Origin of the sequence: Pelagibacterium limicola, assembly GCF_015694405.1 — a bacterium.
Taxonomy (GTDB): domain Bacteria; phylum Pseudomonadota; class Alphaproteobacteria; order Rhizobiales; family Devosiaceae; genus Pelagibacterium; species Pelagibacterium limicola.
In genome coordinates this window covers 498329-517355 of sequence record NZ_JADQDB010000003.1, presented here as the reverse complement: position 1 = coordinate 517355, position 19027 = coordinate 498329, and the positions used below count along the sequence as shown (strand labels likewise).

The window sequence follows — 19027 nt, the reverse complement described above, 5'->3', positions numbered from 1 at the left end:
GTTTATATGGAGAACATAAAGGAGGCCATCGTGATCCGCACCGTATCGATCTTTCGCAACAATCGTAATCAGGCGATTCGTCTTCCAAAAGACTTTGAATTTGAAGGCGTAACCGAACTGTCGATCGAACGAAAGGGCGATACCCTCGTGCTGCGTCCCGTTCGTCCGGACTGGCTGTCGTTTATGGATGAAACACCTGCGGATTCCGATTTTATGCAGGAGCGGCCGAACCTGATCGAAGAGGGGCGGTTCTCGCTTGAAAGCGATGACAAGCCCTGATGCCTGCCACCTATATGCTCGACACCAATATCTGTTCATACATCATGCGCGAACGCCGGGCGTCGGTATTGGAAAGGTTGCAGCATGCGGTGGAAAGCCAGGATAGGATCGTCATTTCGGTCATCACCTACTACGAAATGCTCCTGGGAACGGTAGGCCGCAACGCATCGCCTCGTCATGCAAAGCTGGTCGAGTCTTTTGTTGCGCGCCTCTCGGCAATTCTGCCCTGGGACGCCCAGGCTGCGACCCTCGCAGCCCGCATCAAGCAGGAACTGGCAGCCAAGGGTACACCCATCGGCGGCAATGACATGATGATTGCAGGGCATGCGTTGGCGGCCGATTGCGTGCTGGTGACGAACAACACGCGCGAACTTGCCCGTGTCACGAAATTGCAGATCGAAAACTGGGTCGGCGGCTAGCCAGGCTGTCCTACCCCTTCTCCTCGAACTCCAGCGCCAGCCCGTTCGTGCAATAGCGCAATCCCGTCGGCGCCGGCCCATCAGGGAACACATGCCCCAGATGTGCGTCGCAATTGGCGCAGCGGATTTCGGTGCGGCGCATGAAGTGGCTGCGATCGTCGATTTCGACAATGGCGCCTTCAGAGACCGGCTGGAAAAAGCTCGGCCAGCCTGAGCCGGAATCGTATTTCGCGTCCGAGGTGAAAAGCGGCACGCCACAGCAGACGCAATAATAGGTGCCCTCGCGCTTTTCGGTATTGAAAGGATGTGAGAAGGCGCGTTCGGTCCCGTGCTCGCGGGTGACGTGGAACTGCTCGGGCGTCAATTTATCGCGCCATTCCTGGTTGGAAACTGCTTTCATATCGGCCATTTTGGACCCCGCTCGCCTGTTTGATGCTTCATGTATAGCGTTTTGCATCTATATGGTGTTCACAACTTTGCGGATCAACGTCAGGTTCCCCGCATAAGTCTTCCGGTTTCGGTTGAGCTTGGGGACCAGCGCGCTAATCTTGCCGCCTGATTCTGATGCGGGTTTCGGCTCGCTCGAACGATACATTGACAATTCCGGGGGAAATTTTGGGTCCCAGCATCGACGTTTCCATCGCGCTGATTTCGATTGCCCCGTTTCTTGCGGCTCTTCTTGCGCCGTGGATCAAGAAGTTCACCGGTCCGCTCGCGGGCTGGGTGCTGGCGATCATCCCCGCGTCGATCTTCGTGCTTTTGCTGGGCTTCATCGGTCCCGTCTCGGAAAACACCATCCTGCGCGCCGGCTTGAGCTGGATTCCTGCCTACGGGATCAGCTTCTCGTTCTTTGTCGATGGGCTGAGCCTCACTTTCGGACTGCTGATCTCGGGCATCGGCACCTTTATCGTCATCTATTCGGGCGCCTATCTCGCCGGTCATCCCCATCAGGGCCGGTTCTTTTCCTACATCCTGATGTTCATGGGCTCGATGCTCGGGCTCGTACTCGCCGACAACCTCTTTACGCTCTTCATCTTCTGGGAACTGACCTCGATCACCTCGTTCCTGCTGATCGGGTTTGACCATTCTCGGCAGGCCGCGCGCCGCGCCGCCTTCCAGGCACTGGTCGTGACCGGTGGGGGCGGGTTGGTCCTCCTCGCCGGGCTCATCGCGCTCAACGTCGTCACCGGCCAGAACTCGCTGTCCGGGCTTTTGACGACGGCGGGGCTCGTTCAACAGCATTCCTTCTATCAGCCGATCATGCTGATGGTCATCGTCGGCGCGTTCGCCAAGTCCGCGCAGGTGCCGCTTCATTTCTGGCTGCCCAACGCGATGGAAGCGCCGACCCCGGTTTCGGCCTATCTGCACTCTGCGACCATGGTGAAGGCGGGCGTCTACCTCCTCGCGCGCATGAACCCCATCCTTGGCGGTACGGACCAGTGGTTCTGGATCCTGACCCTCTTCGGCGGCACGACTCTCCTCGTGGGCGGCGCGCTGGCCGTGCGCCAGACAGACCTCAAGCAGATGCTGGCCTATACCACGCTCGGCTCGCTCGGCCTGCTCGTCATGCTGATCGGTTTCGGCACCAAGGAAGCGATCCTTGGCGCCGTGCTGTACCTCTGCGCGCATTCGCTGTTCAAGGGCGCGATGTTCATGATCGCCGGGACCATCGACCATGGCACCGGCACGCGCGACATCACAGCCCTTGGCGGGCTGCGCGAAGCCATGCCGGTGACCTTCGTCGCCGCGATCCTCTCGGCGGTCTCGATGGCCGGTTTCCCCATCGCGCTGGGTTTCCTCGCCAAGGAGGAAATATACCTCGCCATGACCCAGGGCGTCTGGCCCGATCTGCTCTTTCTCGCCGTTCTCATCGTCGGCAATGCGCTGATGATGACCGTCGGCCTGCTCATCGCCTTCAAGCCGTTCCTTGGGCCTGAAAAGCCCACGCCGCACGAACCCCACGAAGGTTCGCCCGCTCTTCTCGCGGGTCCGGTCGTGCTGTCGGTTCTGGGGTTGATCGCGGGCCTCTTTACTGGCTGGCTCAATACCAACCTCCTCGATCCCGTGGGGGGGGCCATCTACAACAACGTCATCGACGCCCATCTCTATCTCGCCTTCGATATCACCAATCCGGCCGTTTGGGCGTCAATCGCCACCTGGGTATTGGGCGGGCTGCTGGTCTGGCGGGTCGATGCCGTGCGTTCGGCCCTGCGCCGGGCGGGCAATGCCATCGGCTGGACCTTCGACATCGGGTTCGATTGGGTCATCTCCAGCCTCATCCGCACCGCCGACGCCATCACCCGCACGCTCCACAACGGAAGGCTCGAGATTTATCTGCTCATCGTTTTCGTGACCCTCGCGCTGGTGCTCTACCTGCCGATGATCGTCACCGGCACGCTGCCCCAAATTCCGGACATCCCGGTCCTCACCTATTACGAGTGGGGCGCCATCCTCATTGCGGTGGTCGGCCTGCTGGCCGTGCTGTTCGCACGCACCCGTCTCGTCGCCATCGTCGCCCTGGGCATTCAGGGTTTTGCCGTGGCGCTGATCTTCCTGCTGTTCGGCGCACCCGATCTCGCCTTCACCCAGTTCATGGTGGAGACCCTGTCGGTCATCATTCTTGCGCTGGTGATGACAAGGCTGCACCTCGACAGCAAGGATCACCGCGAGATCGAGGAAGCGGTACGCGATGGGGTGGTGTCGGTCGCCGTTGCGTCCGGCTTTGCCATCGTGCTGGTGGCCGTGCTTGCCGTCGACCTCGATCTGTCGCTGACCGAATTCTTCCAGGCCACCAGCGCGCCCATCGCCCACGGGCGCAACATTGTCAACGTGATCCTCGTCGATTACCGCGCCATCGATACGCTGGGTGAAATCTCGGTGGTGATGGCGGCCGGTCTCGCCATTCTGGCGATCATTCGCGTGCGGGCGCGCAATCGCTTCGCGCCGCCGGCTCCACCCGTTCCCGCAAAACGCCGCAGGAAGGCTTCGGCATGAACACGGTCATCTTCCGCACGGTCGCGCCCGGCATCGCGGCGCTAATGCTGGTCTTTTCGATTTTCGTGCTCCTGCGCGGCCATAACGAGCCGGGCGGCGGCTTCATCGGCGGGCTGATCGGTGCGTCCGGCCTCGCGGTCTATGGTATTGCCTGCGGTGTCGCCGAGGTGCGCAGGGCCATGGTGATCCATCCCATCGTGCTGGCGGGATTCGGCGTTTTCATCGCCACCCTCGCCGGCCTCATGCCGCTGTTCGTCGATGCGCCGTTCCTCACCGGGCTCTGGTGGATATTTGAGCTCGAGGGCCAGGAAATCGCGCTTTCGACGCCGTTGATCTTCGATATCGGGGTCTATGCCGTGGTCGTGGGAGCCGTCGCGACGATTGCACTCACGCTCGAGAATGATGAGGAGCATTACTGATGGAAATCGCCCTTGTCGGCCTCGTCGCCGTTTTCTTTGCAGTTGCCGTTTACCTGCTGCTCTCCAAATCGATCATCCGCATGCTGCTTGGCATCGTGGTGATCGGGAACGCGGTCAATCTGGTGCTCTTCACGGCCGGGCGGCTCACCGCCGAGGTGCCGCCCATCATCCCGGCGGGCGAATATGTGCCGCTTGCGGGATCGGCCAATCCGCTGCCCCAGGCGCTGATCCTCACCGCCATCGTGATCGGCTTTGCGCTTTTCGCCTTCCTGCTCGTGCTCGGCTATCGGGCCTACCAGGAACTGGACGCCGACAACACCGACACCATGCGCCTGGCCGAGCCCGAAGACGCGCCGCGCCCGCCCCTGAGCTACTAGGATAACGACAAGAGATGGCGAGCCCGTACGAATCCCTCGATCTGCCCCCTGCGATGATTGAATCGGCCACCCCGGCGGCCGATTGGGTCGTCGTCTGGCCGGTTGCACTGGCGCTGGTCGGCGCGGGCCTTCTGGTCATGCTGCGTGGGCGGCGCGACATGCAGGTCGCCTTCGCCGCCGCTTTTGTCGCGGCAATCGTCGTCTCTAACATCTATCTCGTGATGCGGGTGTTCGAAGCCGGACCCCTCGCCATGACCATGGGCAGGTGGCTCCCCCCGTTCGGGATCAGCTTTGCCGCCGACATGACGGGCGCGCTGTTCAGCCTCGCCGCCTCCGTCTCCGCGCTCGTTGTTGTCTTTTACGCCCAGAGCGAGATCGACAGTCGCGAGCATCGCTTCGGCTTTTATCCCCTGCTGCTGCTTTTGCTCGGCGGCGTGTGCGGGTCGTTCCTGACAGGGGACGTCTTCAACCTCTACGTCTGGTTCGAGGTCATGCTCATCTCGTCCTTCGGATTGATCGTTCTGGGCGGACGGAAGGTCCAGCTCGACGGCGCGGTGAAATACGGCTTTCTCAATTTCCTCGCCACCAGCTTCTTTCTGATGGCCATCGCCTATCTTTACGGGCTGACGGGCACCCTCAACTTCGCCGATCTCGCGAGCAAGGCGGACGATCTCCCGCTCGGGGCCATGCTGACGGTGGCGGCGCTGTTCCTCTTTGCCTTCGGCATGAAGGCGGCGGCGTTTCCTGCCAACGCCTGGTTGCCGGCCTCCTATCATACGCCCGCCATTTCCGTGTCGGCCCTGTTCGGCGGCCTGTTGACCAAGGTGGGCGCCTACGCGGCGATCCGCGTGCTGATGGTTGTGCTTCCCGAAGGCCGGCTCATGCTCGAGCCCGTCATCGCCGCCGTGGCGCTGGCCACCATGTTGTTGGGGCCGCTCGGCGCGCTGGCGCAGACCAATATTCGCCGCGCCATCGGCTTTCTCGTCATCGGAGGCATCGGTGCCTTGTTCGCCGGCCTGGCTCTCGGAACGCAGCACGGCATCGGTGGCGCGGTGCTCTACGCCACCCATTCCATCCTGACCCTTACCGCATTCTATCTCGCGGCGGGCGTCGTCGAGAAAATGAGCGGTACCCAGGATATCCGGCTGATGGGCGGGATCTATGCGGCCAACGCTCCGCTTTCCATCGTCTTTGTCGTGCTTGTTTTCGCGGTGGCCGGGCTGCCGCCGTTCCTGGGCTTCTGGCCCAAGCTGTTGCTGGTCGAGGGCGGGGTGAGGGCAGGACAATGGTTCCTTGTGGCGGGTTTGCTGCTCAATTCGCTCCTCACCCTGATGGCCGCCAGCCGCATATGGGCCCACGTGTTCTGGCGGAATGGTCCGGAGGGAGAGCGGTCCGAACAACCCAACACCATGTTGCGCGCACTGACCGGTGCCGAAAAACGCTATGCGCTCGGCTCGACCGTCGTCCTTGTCGCCCTCATCGTCGTGCTGGGCCTCTTCCCCAACTGGCTGTTTACCGCCAGCGGCATGGCCGGTTTCGACATGCTGGACCCCACGCGCTATATTGATGCCGTATTCGCGGAGGTGAACCGCCCATGACGTTCGTGCTTCTCGTCGTTGTGCTTGCGCTCATTTGGGCGTCGATCACGGGCACGTTCACCCTCATGAACCTGCTGCTCGGCGCCGTCGTTGGCGCGGCTGCGGCCCTGTTTATCCGCGACCGGGTGGATCGCCCCTACATCTTGCGGCGCCTCGGCCGGGCGGTCCGGCTCGCGCTGCTGTTCTTTTACGAGCTCGTCCTCTCGGCTTGGCGGGTGGCGGTGCTCGTCGCTTCCCCCAACATGCACGCCAAGGTGCGCCCGGCCATCTTCGCCTATCCGCTGACGGTAAAGTCCGACCAGGAGATCACCTTGCTCGCCAATCTCATCACGCTCACGCCGGGGACGCTGTCGGTGGACGTGTCCGAGGACCGTTCGGTCCTGTTCGTCCACGCCATCGATCTCACCGACAAGGGGGCGACCATCCGGTCGATCCGGGATGGGTTCGAGGCGAAAATCATCGAGGTCTTCGAGAGATGAGCGGCGCAGAATTTCTCCATTTCGCAACGACGATCTCGCTGGGATTACTGACGCTTGCGTTTCTCCTGACCATCTACCGGATCACGGTCGGCCCTTCGCTGCCCGACAGGGTTCTCGCGCTCGACATGCTCATCGCCGTCGTCATCGGTTATATCGCGGTCATCGCGCTGAGGACGGGCTTCATGCTCTATCTCGATATCGCCATTGCGCTCGGGCTCGTCGGCTTCCTGTCGACCGTCGCCTTTGCGCGCTTCATCCTGCAACGCTGGCAGATCAGCCAGGCCTCGTCCGAGGAAGAATCCAGGCCGGAGGCCCGCCGATGATCGTTGTCGAAGCCCTCAACTATCTCGCCGGCCTGCTGGTGATTATCGGCGCGATGTTCAGCCTGCTTGCCGTTATCGGCCTTCTGCGCTTGCCCGATCTATATACGCGCACGCACGCGGCGTCCAAGGCCGGCACCGTGGGGTCGGGGGCCGTGCTCGTTGCCATTGCCCTCGTTTCGTTCGATTTCGCGGTTATCCTCCGCGCTCTCGTGGGGATCGTGTTCTTCATGCTCACGGCGCCGATATCAGCACATCTGCTGGCCCGCGCCGCGTTCATGGCAGGATATAAGCCCCACCCCAAGACGCACCTCAATGAACTTGAAACGCATAGTGCAAGTCCAAGTAAACAATAGTTCACCCAAATTTCTGCCAAGAAGTGCTGGCATGCTTGCGTTGGATAGGAAATAATAATAATCCGTCCCATGGATGCGACGAGGTTTCCTCGCTCCCAAGGAAATAATGGCACCCCCGGCCAGAAAGGATATGTAATGACGACGCCCGCGACCGCGGATACGACGGTTGAGTTCGAATTTGTAGAGTTGAGCTCGGAAATCGTTTCCGCCTATGTCAGCAACAATCCCGTTGCTCCTGGCGATCTTCCCAAGCTGATTACGGAAGTTTATGCTGCTCTGAAAGGCTTGAACAAGCAAGAAGCCGGCGAACCGGCAGAAGAAAAGAAGCCTGCGGTGCCGGTCCGGAAGTCGGTAACCAGCGACTACATCGTTTGCCTCGAAGACGGAAAGAAGTTCAAGTCGCTCAAGCGGCACTTGCGGACGCACTATAATCTTTCGCCGGAAGAATACCGCGAAAAGTGGGGTCTGCCTGCTGACTACCCGATGGTCGCCCCTTCCTATTCGGCGACCCGGTCCAAGCTCGCCAAGGACAACGGTCTGGGCCGCAAGGCCGGTTGACGCCCCCGGCGCGCCACCGTTCTTACAAAAGGCCACCTCCGGGTGGCCTTTTTGCGTTTGACGATGCCAGAAGGGCATTGCCGAGCATCCGCCTTCCGCCGGGTGCGAGCCCAAGCCGCCCGCTGCATGCGTCATCATTGATCCCGAGGCTACCGACTTATCCCCGCCCACTCCACTTTCTATATAGGAATTATATCCTACATATGAGAAGGTGGTCCTATGGAACGGCGAAAGGTGGAAGCGGCGGAACGGCCCTGCGCTTCGGTGGTACAGATTGTTGCGGCCCATAAGGGGGTCGCCAGAAACGAACTCTTGCAGCCCACCCGGTCGCGGGCGGCGGTGGCGGCATCCCGCCAGATCGCCATGTATCTGTGCCACGTCCTGCTCGGGCTCAACCTCACCGAGGTCGGCCACTATTTCGGCCGCGACCGGACCACGGTTTCCCATGCCTGCGCGCGGATCGAGGATGCCCGGGAAGACCCGGCCTTCGACACCGAGATTCAAGGGCTCGAAGACCGGATCAATGCGGGGCTCGACGCTGCGCGGAACCGAGGCTGTGGAGGGCGGGTGGATGCCGGGCTCTGAACCGGCCATGCGGCTCGGCTTTCTCGAGCCGCACCACCTCGAAGCGGCGCGCCGGGTGGCCCGGCTGTTCGAGCGCGCGCACCTCATGCAACGCACGACGATACGATATACGCCCCAGCCGGCGGCGGGCCGGAACACGGGCGTGCACGGCCAGATCACGGATATGGCCGCAGACGCCCGCGCCGCTCTCGCCCAAATCCACCGGCTTCTCCCCGCCGATTGTGCGTCGGTCGTGATGGACGTCTGCTGCTATGAAAAAGGCTTACAGGCCATCGAAGCCGAGCGCGGCTGGCCCCGCCGCAGCGCCAAGCTCGTCCTGCGTATCGGGCTCGATCATCTCGCCGCCCATTTTGGGCTCTCTCCAGTCGCCAGAGGACCCCGCGCGGCTGGAACTGCCGGCTGGATGGCGGAAGGCGCCAAGCCCATGGAGTTTGGGTAAGGACAAATTTTAACTGAACGAATTGAACGAAAGACGTATAATCCGTTCAGTTATCCGCCAGCGACTTTGCGTCGCTGCGGATGCGCCCGACCATAGCGGCCAGCCCGTTCGCGCGTTGGGTCGAGAGATGCTCGCGCAGCCCGAGGTCGTCGAGGATGGGCAGGGCGTCGGTGGCAGCGATGTCTGCGGGCGTGCGGCCTGAATAGAGCGCCAGCAGGATCGAGACGAGGCCCCTGACGATCATGGCGTCGGACTCGCCGCGATAGGTCAGCACCGCCGCGCCGTCCTTCTGCGCGCGCTCGGTGACCAGCCACACCTGCGATGCGCATCCGCGCACGCGGTTGGCTTCGTTCCGCTCCTCGTCGGCGAGCGGGGGCAGGGCCTGGCCCAGCTCGATGATATAGCGGTACCGGTCTTCCCAATCGTCGAGAAACGAGAGGTTTTCGGCGATTTCTTCAAAGGCGGCGGTCGTCGTCATGTCCCGTTATGTAGAGCGTCGCCGCGCGGAATGCCATATCAAAAAGGGCCGCAAACGCGGGCAGAGCGTTTGCGGCCCAAACGGGAAACCACCTTTGTGTTGGATGGGTGGGGCGGCGGTTCCCTAGCTTGCCCAATCCGGCCGAGGCGGGGGCACGGGGGCCGGACCTGCTGACGGCGCGTCTTGCATGGGACTGAGACTGGACGGGGCAGCGTTGGTTTCGAGCGCACCAAGCACCATGGTGCGTCCGATAATGCATTCAAGCGATTCGCATTCGATGCTTCTGACGCCTTGCGAAATCGCCTGGGAGCCTTCCTGCGCGATCTCGCCTGCTTTCTGGGACGCGACCGTTCCTATGTCAGCGCCCACGGTGGGAGCAACGAGCATGAAACCGACAGTGAGCCAGAAGGCAGAGCGCAGGAGGAACATCGACTTATACCTGTGTCTCGCGGCAATCCCGCCGCTTGTCCGAACGTTACCCCGATCCCGTAAAGCCGATCTCTGCGACTTGCCTCAAATTAAGATAAAATTTTATGCAATTGCCGCACTCCGGCTGCACCGGATGCTAAGCAAGACTCTATTTACGCTACCCGGAGAAACACGCCTTCCCTGCGGCAGCCTTCGCGCGCTGTCCGACTCTATTTAAGGGTGCATTAGGGCTTGAATGAAACTGTGGCCCGAGATGCCGGTGGGACCGGCGCCGGGCGCGTTGTTTGCCCGGCTCAGTTGAGTCAGGCAATGCGTAACCGTTTCTTTCTTTCAGCGCTCGGCAAGCTGTTCACCGGCCCGAAATGGGCCAGTGCGCGTCCCGACGTGCTGCTCAAGCAAGCATTGCTGTTCAACTCCCTGTTGATGCTCGGCGCCGTCGCGATCGCTTATCCAGTGGCCTTCTACATGCTCACCCAGGGGCTGAGCGCGCCAGCCGTTCTGGTGACGGCAGGACTGGCGCTGGCCGCACTTGCGCTGGTTTTCCACATGCGGCGGGCATTCGAATGGGAACTGACCTGCCAGGTCGTGCTGATCACGCTCGTTGGCAGCGCCCTCTCGCTTGCCGATCCCGACATCTTCGATTTCGGCCTCGCCATTACGTTGATGGCCACGTTGATGGCGCTGCTGATGTCGCAAAGCCGCCGCAAGCATCTCGCCTGGCTTGCACCCGTAATCGCCATCGCCATGAGCGTGGGCGGGTACGCCGGCCACATTCCGAATCCGTTCACCCAGAACGGGCCCGATTGGCTGTTCCTGGTTGTCACTGTCTACTTGGCGGCTGCCCTGGTGGTCGCCGTCACCGCCAACCGGCTCAACACCGCTGCGCTCGTCAGGGGGCGGAGCAATCTGAGCACGTTCTCGCTTCTCGTTGAAAGCGTCAAGGATGCCGTGGTCCGCTATGGCGCAAACGGCAGCATCTTCTTTCTCTCGCGTTCGGCGGCGGACCTTTTCAACTGCCAGCGCTACGAGCTCGACGGCAACGGCTTTTTCGAGCGTGTCCATGTCATGGACCGCCCCGCCTACCTCGCGGCCCTTTCCGACGCCAGCAAGCGCGGCCTGCACACCAGCGTCGAAGTGCGGATGCGCCGGGATGGCGAGGGGGGCAAGGCCGCAAGGTTCATCTGGGTGGAGCTCAGCCTTTCGCCGGTGATCGACGACGCAGAGGCCGAAGTCCGGGAAATCCTCGGGATCATCCGCGACATTTCGGACCGCAAGCAGGCCGAGGGGAAGCTGGAAAAGGCGCGCGTGGATGCCGAGGAGGCTTCGCTGGCCAAGTCGCGGTTCCTCGCAACGGTCGGTCACGAATTGCGGACACCGCTCAATGCCATTGTTGGTTTCTCCGACATGATGCACGCCGGGATCGGCGGCGAGCCATCGCCCCAGCACAAGGAATACGCCGCGCTCATCAGCCAGAGCGGCCATCACCTGCTCGATGTGGTCAACATGCTGCTCGACATGTCCAAGATCGAGGCAGGCAAGTTCGAGGTGCAGGCCGAGCCCTTCATGCCGGCCAGCCTCATCGAACCCTGCACGCAGATCGTGGACAAGGCCGCCCGCGACCGCGGCATCGCCCTAAAGGTCGAAATTCCCGCCGCGCTCCCCACGCTGGTCGCCGACGAGCGTGCCTGCCGCCAGATCCTCATCAACCTGCTCTCGAACGCGGTCAAGTTCAGTCATGACGGCGGCGTCGTCCGGCTGGCGATGAAACGGCAGGGCAAGATGCTGCTGATTTCGGTCAGCGATAGCGGAATCGGCATGAAGCCCGAGACCGTGAGCCGCGTCGGCGAACCCTTCCTGCAGGCGCAGGATGGTTTGACCCGCCGCTATGAAGGCACCGGGCTCGGCCTATCCATCGTCAAGGGGCTGGTCGGTCTGCACCGGGGCAGGCTCGATATTGCATCGGCCCCCGGCATGGGCACCACGGTCAGCGTGCTGCTCCCGCTCGACGGGCCGGAAAGCACACACGGGGGGACGATCGAACCGCTCCATACACCCCGTCCCACCCCAGACGACGAAACGAAATGGCTCCAAGACGAAAAAAGAAGCGCAGCAAGATGACGGCGAACTCTATGACAAACATCCCGCTCGCCATCGGCGCCGGCCTTGCCGGCCTCGCCGTTCGTGGCGGTCACTGGTGTTTCGACAGGATGGTCCGCTCACCCATGGGCTCGACCGCGTTCATGCTCGCGGCGGGCCTGACGCTCATGGCGGGGACCAATGCGATGTTCCTCCAGGAAATGCGCCATCCCGCACCCATGTTTTCCGCAGGCACGCCAGCACCCGCCGCCGTGCCGGTGCCCCCGCCGGTCCGGCCGGTGATCGCGACACCCGCCGAGGAGACCGCCGCAACGACTGCAGTCCCGGCCGCCTCGCCAGCGTCGACGCCGGCCCCTGTCTCAGTCGCGGCCCAATCCGAGACGCCCGCGCCGACCGGCATCGGCAATGCCGACATCGCCGAGTTGCAGGAAAAGCTCAAGGCTATGGGGCTGTTCGACGGTACCGTGGACGGATATTACGGCCCCAAGACGGCCGACGCGATCCGTTCCTTTGAACAGCGTCACGGTCTGCCGCGCACTGGCGCTGCTTCTCCCCAGGTCATGCAGGCGGTGCGCAATGCGACCGCGAATACGTCCCAGGCACCTCAGCCGGCTGCCGCAACCCCCGCGGCCGCGCCAGTCGCTTCTCAGGCCGAGCAGGCGGAACTTGATACCCTGATCGCCGGGCTTGATGCCGGGGCGGTCGCGCCGACGGCCGCCGCCGTCCAGCCCGAGCGGGAAGTGGTCGCGCAAGCGGTTGTCTTCGATCCCGCGTCCGCTGCCTCGGCCCCGGCGAGCGTGCCACCGGCACTCGACCGTGAACTGGTCAGCGAGATCCAGCGCGGTCTGTCGCGCCTTGGCTTTCTGCAGGCGCCGGTAGACGGCATCGCCGGCGAAACCACGGCGCTCGCCATCCGCAAGTTCCAGGTCTTCAACAATTTCCCCGCCACGGGCGAAGTCAGCCCCGCCGTCCGCGACATGCTTGTCGCGGCGGGTGCCTATATATAAGCAGGGTATGCCGGGTTAACCCGGCATTCGGCTTTGTTGCAGGCATCGCGGCACGCCTCATCCGATCTTTCGCTTTGCGAAAGCCCATCCTCTCGCCTTGGAGGGGGAGGGTGGCCCTGCGGTGCCAGCGGGGGCGGGGATGGCAGAACGTGAAGGAATTCCATGTCGCGGTTGCGCAGCGATATCTGGTGCTCCGCCTTTGTGCGGCGTCATAACGATCTGGGGCGCTTTTGCGTGGTGTCCCGGCGTGGCGATCCCTCGGCCGGGCAGATATGGGTCGAGGTCGACCACCTCAACGGCACCGTTTCGTTATTCACGCCCGCGCCTTCCGCCTTGGCCGGGGAGGATCACGGCGCGAGGCTGTTCCAGTGCCGTTTCGACCGCACCGACCCCCTGACCGTGCGCGAGCGTATCGCCCGGGAGGTCGAATTCGACGACGACCTGTGGGTTCTTTCCGTGGAAATGCGAGGCGACGATTACGGGCTGGATCTCGTCAGCCCGTCCGCCTGACCGACTGCAGCTTGTCGAGCGCCTCAATGGCCTGATCGCCGACCGAACCGCTGCGCTGAGCGGGCTGGCGTTCGGCGGTGCGGCGCGAGGGCTGGATGAAGGGCGCGTATTCGGGCTTGGCAAGTTCCATCGGGTTGACGTCCCCGCGCCAGGCGCTCATCACATAGACCATCGCCGAGGTGCCGACTGTCTCGAACAGCCGCGCGAAGGCGGCGAGTGTCCGCGAACGGTCCTCGTCGTGGCTGGTGGCGTGGATCAGCACCTTGAGCCCGTCATAGGCCGTACATCCGAAGGCGCGCAGCACGACGAACAGCGCCGCCCCGCTCGTATCGTGAGCGATCTCCCCGCAGCGGACTTCATCGAGGCCGGTGATCTGGGTCAAAAGCCGCGTGATGGCCGGGCGGCGATTTTCCGAAAAGAGCTTCATGAGCGCAGCCGTGAATTCGCTCGTCGCCACCGAAATATGCTCGAACGTCCGCATCATCGGTGCCTGCGGCAGATTGCGATGTGCATAGGACTGCAGCACGTTGAGCCGCCCGCGCTCGGGCAGGTCGAAGAACACCGAGGTCAGGAGTGCCGCGTCGAAATCGGTGCGCTGGGAGAGTGTCCCAGCAACCTGGTGATCCATCTGCGCCGAGCGGATGAGGGCCGAAAGATACGCGCCGCGCGGCGCGATGCCCTCATTGGCCGCGAGGGCGCGGTAGACCTTGCGGCTGTTGATTGGAAAGAGCCGTGCAAGAACGGCATTTGAAAGGTCGCTGCGCTGGGCAATCGCCGCGATGACATCGAGTTCGCCCTTGTCGATGAGGCGCATGATGACGTCCTCGGACAGCTGCGGCGCCGAAACGATGTGACTGATCAAGCCTGTGCCCAGATTCTCGTAAACGAGGATTTCGAGCGAAGGCGTCAATTGGGGCGCGCTCGCGAGAATGGCGGCGGCCTTTGCCCGTGCTGTCGGGGCAGCAGTCGGGAAAAGACGGGTCACGAGGGCTTCGAACTGATCGGCCTCGGCCCGCAGTGGCTTGGGGCGCCGTGCGTAGGCGTCGCAAGCGGCGACCAGCAGGGTGTTGGCCCGTTCGATGCCGCCGGTTTCGATCAGAAGCTGGAATGTCTCGTAAGGCTGAAAGCCGATCATTTGCGATTCGTTCTCGCGGTCCCCGAAGCTGTTGAACAAATTATTCGTTTAAAATCGTTAGCGGATCATTAACCTTGATGAATTCTTAATGGCCCCATCGGCTCGGAACCGACCGGCATGGTGCCGGCGAGGGCAATGTGGTTCCGGGACGATGCAAGTCGTGAGGCCAACATGGGTGTGCTGTTGAGATTCAACGCGAGAACCCCGCGCGTCGAGCCGGTTCTGTCAGGGGCCGGGCGCCAGGACGCAAAGGTTCTTCTGTTTACGGGCGTTCGTTACGAGCGCGGAACTGCTGTTGGGAAACAGCGGTCGTCGCGCCGCGGCTCCGCACAGGGCAAGGAACAGATCGAACGGTGAGACTCGAGCTGATTCGCGGCGCTGCCGCCGCGATGTGCGCAATTGCTATTCTGTCGGCGCTTGCCGGGTGTGCCCGCCCGGTGGGCGATCTCGGCCGCGCTGCGCCCAGCGTCCTGCACGATGAAGTCATGCCCGCCGTCGGGCGCTTCCGCGCCGCCGCCGACGGCGAACCGGTCTCCGATTTCAACCTCACAGATCAGGAACGCGAAATGCACGACCGGGTGTGGCGCTTCCTCGTTGCGCCGCATGCAAAGGACTGGTTCTACGACACCGCCGTTGAACTCCAGCGCACGCGATTGACGCGCGAGACCGACCTCGCCTTCTCGCCCGACCGGTATTACGAGCACCTGCGCTCCGAGCGTTACGCCTCCTCGCGCGTCCGCTACCAGACCGTTGCCAGCGATATCGGGCACGACCTCGCAACCATCCCGGCGACCTTCGTTGCCATCTGCAGGGTAATCGAGGTCGACCGTCAGCGCGCCATCGCCGTGGGCAATGTGCGCCTCGGCGCCCCGGACAGCTCCCAGCAGGTCGCGGCCCGCAAATGGGAAAACGAACGGCGCATCGACTGGTTCGTCCGCGCGCTCGGTTACCGCTACGATTCCTATTCGACCGCGCTCGACCGTCTGCTGGTCGAAACCCCGCACGAGGAAGCCCGGATCGTCGATCTGCGGCTCGAGGAAATGGAAGTCTATGTGCGCCGGGCGCGGGCCCGCGATTTCTGCGGCGGCGCGGGCGCAGGTTTCATCGCCAAGGACGCTCCGCTGCCGTCGCGGCTCCAAACGCAGGTCTATGTGCCCGAGCCCGTGGTGCGGAAGTAGCGTCCCTCACATTTGAGCTTTCGCCAGGGTAGCGAAGGGCGCGGTGGGCCTTCCAAAAACTCGGACTGCTCTACCTGATCGTTGCGCATTCGAGCGCGCCCAGCGCATCGGCATAGCGTTCGCGCATGGCCCTGTGGGGCGGGGCGAGGCGCAGCACGACGATGACATCGTTGCCCGGTGACTCGACCAGAAGCAAACCGTCCGCGATCTCGAAACGCTGCTCGGCGAGCAAGCGGGTCTGTACCGGGTTGAAGATGCCCATGTCGATGGTTTCGCCCGAGCCCGACCGGTTCGTGGTCGCATAGATGACGTGGCCCTGCCGGTTGAAGACCGCGACGGACCAGTAGGCGAGGGGGAGCGCGCCGTTGACAATGCCCGGGCCGTCTTGCAGGTCGAGCTGGCAGATGCCGTAGACCAGTTCGGGGTCGAGCGCGAGCGGATTGGGTGCGCCGGGAGGAATGTCGTCTAGAACCTTGAACGTCTCGACCGCGTCCAAGAGGGCAAGCCGGCTCCAGAGGTCGCGCGTCGCTGCGCCGGGCAGGGTCAGGATGACGATCAGGTGGATCGCCAGCCCAAGCATGACCCCCGCCAGAAGCCAGAGCAGCAGCCTCTTCATCGGCAGTGATCCTGGGTTATCGCGGGCATCTCGCCCACCGTCGACGAGCCGCCGCCGAAAATCGCCGCGTCATAGAGCGTAAGCGCGATCTGGAACGGCCCTTCGCCCTCGATCTCCAGCCAGTTGCCCGGCGCAAGATCGGGCCCGACCGTGATAAGAACCGAACCGTCCGGCCTGCGGGCCATGCGTTCGGAATGAAGGGCCGGGCCGTCCGGCGACGCGGCGATATTGACCCCCTCGGGATCGGTCGCCACCAGCGTCCAGAAGCTCGCGCCGGGCACGCTGCCCTCGAGGCGATAGGTGCAGTTGCGCGCGAGCGGCGCGCCCGCGCTGTCGGCGATGGCCACGAACTGGATACCCTCGGCATAGCCCAGCTGCATGAGGCCGTTGCGGGCGAGATAAGCGCGCGAATAGGGGTTAGGGGTTTCCAGCCCGATATCGGGCCAGGCAGCCCAGGGGCCGGCGCGCACCGCCGCGATCAGCCGGCCATCGGTAAGCGCATACCAGGAAAGCCCGAAGCCCAGGGCCACGGCCACCGAAAGGCTCAATAGCAGGCGTAAGACCAACCCTAAAGACTCTCGCTCGTTGACGCGCCCTGCACGCTGGCCTGATCGATGCCGCCCGGCGCGCCCTCCGCCTGTGCCTGCCGCATTTTCTCGGACAGATCAAGGAGCTTGAGGGCCGCGGCCGCCGAAAGCGTGGGCGGGCGCTCGTCCGCTTCCTCTCCGTCCTCGGCCTGCGCGCCCTCGGCGATGACGAAGGGCCGCGGCGCCATGTCCACGCCGAACAGGGGTTTGACCTCGATGTTCGAGTGGGCGAAATCCATGAACTTCTTCCAGCTCTGTGCCGGCAGGCGGCCGCCGGTGAGGTTGTTCATGGTGGAGTAGTTGTCGTTCCCGTACCAGACGGAGGCGACATAATTGCCCGTAAAGCCGATATACCATGCGTCGCGATAGGAACTGGTCGTACCGGTCTTGCCCCCGCTGGGAACTCCCTCGAGCTGCGCCCGGCCGCCCGTGCCGCCGTAGTTGACGGCATGCATGATGTCGTTCATCGACAGGACGACATCCTCGCTCAGCAGACGGACCCGGTTCTGGTCCGGGCGCGCTTCATAGATCACCTCGCCCCTGAGCGTCGTGATGCGCGTGATCCCGAACCCGGTCGCCTGGTAGCCCCCATTGGCAAACACCGCATAGGCCGATGCCATGTCCAGCGCACTGACCGAGGCGACGCCGAGCGCCAGCGAGCGCGTGACCGGGAAATCGTTGCGGATGCCGAGGCGGTGCGCCAATTCGGCGATGGGATCGCGTCCCGTCTGCACCGACAAGCGGACGGGCACCGTGTTGATCGATGCAGCGAAGGCCGCCTTGATGGTCGTCGAACCGCGATACGACCGGCCGTAATTCTGCGGGCACCAGTTGCCGATGCACACCGGCGCGTCCGAAATCGAGGAGCGCGGCGTGATGTCGAGCATCTCGAATGCGGTGGCATAGACAAACGGTTTGAATGCCGATCCCGGCTGCCGGTTCGGCGCCGTCGCGCGGTTGAACTGGCTCTGGCCGTAATCGACCCCGCCGACCATGGCGCGCACCGCGCCGTTGTGTTCCATTGCAACCATCGCGCCCTGGGTGACGCGGAAGGCGGGGCCTTCCTCGCGGATCACCGAAATGATCGCATCTTCGGCCGCGCGCTGAAGTTCGGGGTCGAGCGTCGTGCGGACCACGAAACCCACCTCGTCGCTGTCGCCCACGATGCGCTTGGTCTCAAGGAAGGCCCAATCAAGGAAATAATTGGGAGCCGCGATCTCGTTCGAGCGGTCGACCGGTTCGGCCGGGCGGCGGCGCGCCGCCGTGACCTGGCCTTCCGTCAGATAGCCCGCATTGACCATGTTGGAGAGCACCACATTGGCCCGCCCGCGCGCCGCGGCGATATCGACGTGCGGGGCGAACCGGGTAGGCGCCTTGTAGAGACCCGCCAGCATGGCGGCTTCGGCGAGCGTGATGTCCTGCACCGGCTTGCCGAAATAATATTCGGCAGCGGCGACCACCCCGAACGCACCGCCGCCCATATACGCGCGGTCGAGGTAGAGCTTGAGGATCTCGTCCTTGGAGTAATTGGCCTCCAGCCAGAAGGCGAGGAACAGTTCCTTGATCTTGCGCTCGATGGTGCGCTCGTTGGAAAGGAACAGATTCTTGGCCAGCTGCTGGGTGATCGAGGAACCGCCCTGCAACGAGCTGTCGCCTTCGGCGTTCGACACCAGCGCGCGGATCGTGCCCAGCACGTCGATGCCCAGATGGTCGTAAAACCGCCTGTCCTCGGTGGCGAGCGTTGCCTTGATGAGATAATCGGGGATCGCGGAAAGTGCGACGGAATCGTCGGACCGGATGCCGCGCCGCCCGATCTCGTTGCCGTACCGGTCGAGGAAGGTTACCGAATAGTCCTCGGCGCGGTTGTAGTGCCCGGTGGCCGTGGCATCCATCGCCGAGAGCGCGAACGCCGTCATCAGGACCGCGCCGATGGCGGCAAAGCTCATGGCGTCCGATGCCAGCTCCACGAAAATGCGCTTGAACCCGCGCACCGAGAAGACGGCGAAGAAATCCTGGATCTTGGTATAGGACCGCCCGAAGGAACGCAGCCCGTCATAGAGGAACGAATCGAGCCACGCATCCGCTTCGAGCAAGCGGGCACGGCCCTTGGATCGCTTCTGCTTCCTGTAGAACGGATCCTGCAATGGAGCGGCATTTCCCTGATGTG

The 19027-nt window shown here is 63.2% G+C and carries 23 protein-coding genes; 16 read left to right on the top strand and 7 right to left on the bottom strand.

Features of this window, described 5'->3' with window-relative positions:
- Positions 1–30: 30 nt before the first annotated feature.
- A complete protein-coding gene (vapB, locus tag I2G20_RS08670; protein WP_343070321.1) occupies positions 31–279 on the top strand; it encodes a type II toxin-antitoxin system VapB family antitoxin in 249 nt (82 codons plus the stop codon).
- Positions 279–698 carry a type II toxin-antitoxin system VapC family toxin gene (locus I2G20_RS08665; protein WP_196259286.1) on the top strand — a complete coding sequence of 140 codons (420 nt, stop codon included), beginning with the start codon at positions 279–281 and terminating at the stop codon, positions 696–698. Before vapB ends, I2G20_RS08665 begins: the two co-directional genes overlap by 1 nt.
- Before the next feature lie 10 nt (positions 699–708).
- Here the strand turns inward: I2G20_RS08665 and msrB are convergent, their stop codons facing one another.
- Positions 709–1107, bottom strand: coding sequence for a peptide-methionine (R)-S-oxide reductase MsrB (msrB, locus tag I2G20_RS08660; RefSeq protein WP_196259285.1), 399 nt, complete (start codon positions 1105–1107; stop codon positions 709–711).
- Positions 1108–1313: 206 nt separating this feature from the next.
- Here msrB and I2G20_RS08655 point away from each other — a divergent pair, with 206 nt between their 5' ends.
- The 10 genes from I2G20_RS08655 to I2G20_RS08610 all read left to right on the top strand — a co-directional run bounded on the left by I2G20_RS08655 (position 1314) and on the right by I2G20_RS08610 (position 8823).
- Entirely contained in the window at positions 1314–3692 is a 2379-nt protein-coding gene (locus tag I2G20_RS08655; protein WP_343070320.1) for a putative monovalent cation/H+ antiporter subunit A, read from the top strand.
- Entirely contained in the window at positions 3689–4111 is a 423-nt protein-coding gene (locus tag I2G20_RS08650) for a Na(+)/H(+) antiporter subunit B (protein WP_196259283.1), read from the top strand. Before I2G20_RS08655 ends, I2G20_RS08650 begins: the two co-directional genes overlap by 4 nt.
- Positions 4111–4488 (top strand): Na+/H+ antiporter subunit C, encoded by a 378-nt coding sequence (locus tag I2G20_RS08645; RefSeq protein ID WP_196259282.1) that lies wholly within the window; start codon positions 4111–4113, stop codon positions 4486–4488. The genes I2G20_RS08650 and I2G20_RS08645 overlap by 1 nt, the downstream gene beginning before the upstream one ends.
- 14 nt (positions 4489–4502) lie before the next feature.
- Positions 4503–6086, top strand: coding sequence for a Na+/H+ antiporter subunit D (locus tag I2G20_RS08640; protein ID WP_196259281.1), 1584 nt, complete (start codon positions 4503–4505; stop codon positions 6084–6086).
- Positions 6083–6565 carry a Na+/H+ antiporter subunit E gene (locus tag I2G20_RS08635; RefSeq protein WP_196259280.1) on the top strand — a complete coding sequence of 161 codons (483 nt, stop codon included), beginning with the start codon at positions 6083–6085 and terminating at the stop codon, positions 6563–6565. The genes I2G20_RS08640 and I2G20_RS08635 overlap by 4 nt, the downstream gene beginning before the upstream one ends.
- A complete protein-coding gene (locus I2G20_RS08630) occupies positions 6562–6888 on the top strand; it encodes a cation:proton antiporter (RefSeq protein WP_196259279.1) in 327 nt (108 codons plus the stop codon). The genes I2G20_RS08635 and I2G20_RS08630 overlap by 4 nt, the downstream gene beginning before the upstream one ends.
- Positions 6888–7241 (top strand): monovalent cation/H(+) antiporter subunit G, encoded by a 354-nt coding sequence (gene mnhG, locus I2G20_RS08625; RefSeq protein WP_196259355.1) that lies wholly within the window; start codon positions 6888–6890, stop codon positions 7239–7241. Before I2G20_RS08630 ends, mnhG begins: the two co-directional genes overlap by 1 nt.
- Before the next feature lie 135 nt (positions 7242–7376).
- The gene (locus I2G20_RS08620; RefSeq protein WP_196259278.1) at positions 7377–7799 is read left to right on the top strand and encodes a Ros/MucR family transcriptional regulator; all 423 of its coding nucleotides are present in this window, start codon (positions 7377–7379) and stop codon (positions 7797–7799) included.
- A 219-nt stretch (positions 7800–8018) separates the two neighbouring features.
- Complete coding sequence (locus I2G20_RS08615) at positions 8019–8384, top strand: helix-turn-helix domain-containing protein (protein WP_196259277.1); 366 nt, start codon at positions 8019–8021, stop codon at positions 8382–8384.
- Positions 8371–8823, top strand: coding sequence for a DUF6456 domain-containing protein (locus I2G20_RS08610; protein ID WP_196259276.1), 453 nt, complete (start codon positions 8371–8373; stop codon positions 8821–8823). Before I2G20_RS08615 ends, I2G20_RS08610 begins: the two co-directional genes overlap by 14 nt.
- A 46-nt stretch (positions 8824–8869) precedes the next feature.
- On the opposite strand, the gene I2G20_RS08605 is transcribed toward I2G20_RS08610, so the two are convergent.
- Both I2G20_RS08605 and I2G20_RS08600 read right to left on the bottom strand, forming a co-directional pair.
- On the bottom strand, positions 8870–9301 hold the full coding sequence (locus I2G20_RS08605) for a SufE family protein (RefSeq protein WP_196259275.1): 432 nt from the start codon (positions 9299–9301) through the stop codon (positions 8870–8872).
- Positions 9302–9424: 123 nt separating this feature from the next.
- The gene (locus I2G20_RS08600; protein WP_196259274.1) at positions 9425–9730 is read right to left on the bottom strand and encodes a hypothetical protein; all 306 of its coding nucleotides are present in this window, start codon (positions 9728–9730) and stop codon (positions 9425–9427) included.
- A 309-nt stretch (positions 9731–10039) separates the two neighbouring features.
- Between I2G20_RS08600 and I2G20_RS08595 the strand changes: the two genes are divergently transcribed.
- From I2G20_RS08595 to I2G20_RS08585, 3 genes are all read left to right on the top strand, one after another.
- The gene (locus I2G20_RS08595; protein ID WP_196259273.1) at positions 10040–11848 is read left to right on the top strand and encodes a PAS domain-containing sensor histidine kinase; all 1809 of its coding nucleotides are present in this window, start codon (positions 10040–10042) and stop codon (positions 11846–11848) included.
- Between the two features lie 11 nt (positions 11849–11859).
- A complete protein-coding gene (locus tag I2G20_RS08590) occupies positions 11860–12834 on the top strand; it encodes a peptidoglycan-binding domain-containing protein (RefSeq protein WP_196259272.1) in 975 nt (324 codons plus the stop codon).
- A 162-nt stretch (positions 12835–12996) separates the two neighbouring features.
- Entirely contained in the window at positions 12997–13344 is a 348-nt protein-coding gene (locus tag I2G20_RS08585; protein ID WP_196259271.1) for a DUF1491 family protein, read from the top strand.
- Here I2G20_RS08585 and I2G20_RS08580 read toward each other — a convergent pair.
- Complete coding sequence (locus I2G20_RS08580; protein WP_196259270.1) at positions 13328–14479, bottom strand: DUF2336 domain-containing protein; 1152 nt, start codon at positions 14477–14479, stop codon at positions 13328–13330. The two genes, I2G20_RS08585 and I2G20_RS08580, sit on opposite strands and share 17 nt — an antisense overlap.
- 353 nt (positions 14480–14832) lie before the next feature.
- Between I2G20_RS08580 and I2G20_RS08575 the strand changes: the two genes are divergently transcribed.
- Positions 14833–15657: a hypothetical protein gene (locus I2G20_RS08575; RefSeq protein WP_196259269.1), complete on the top strand. Its 825-nt coding sequence runs from the start codon at positions 14833–14835 to the stop codon at positions 15655–15657.
- A 70-nt stretch (positions 15658–15727) separates the two neighbouring features.
- Here I2G20_RS08575 and I2G20_RS08570 read toward each other — a convergent pair whose 3' ends face one another.
- The 3 genes from I2G20_RS08570 to I2G20_RS08560 are packed head-to-tail and all read right to left on the bottom strand — an operon-like array spanning position 15728 to position 19004.
- A complete protein-coding gene (locus I2G20_RS08570) occupies positions 15728–16273 on the bottom strand; it encodes a DUF1254 domain-containing protein (RefSeq protein ID WP_196259268.1) in 546 nt (181 codons plus the stop codon).
- Positions 16270–16809: a DUF1214 domain-containing protein gene (locus tag I2G20_RS08565; protein ID WP_196259267.1), complete on the bottom strand. Its 540-nt coding sequence runs from the start codon at positions 16807–16809 to the stop codon at positions 16270–16272. Before I2G20_RS08565 ends, I2G20_RS08570 begins: the two co-directional genes overlap by 4 nt.
- A gap of 32 nt (positions 16810–16841) precedes the next feature.
- Positions 16842–19004 (bottom strand): transglycosylase domain-containing protein, encoded by a 2163-nt coding sequence (locus tag I2G20_RS08560; protein ID WP_196259266.1) that lies wholly within the window; start codon positions 19002–19004, stop codon positions 16842–16844.
- Positions 19005–19027: the final 23 nt, after the last annotated feature.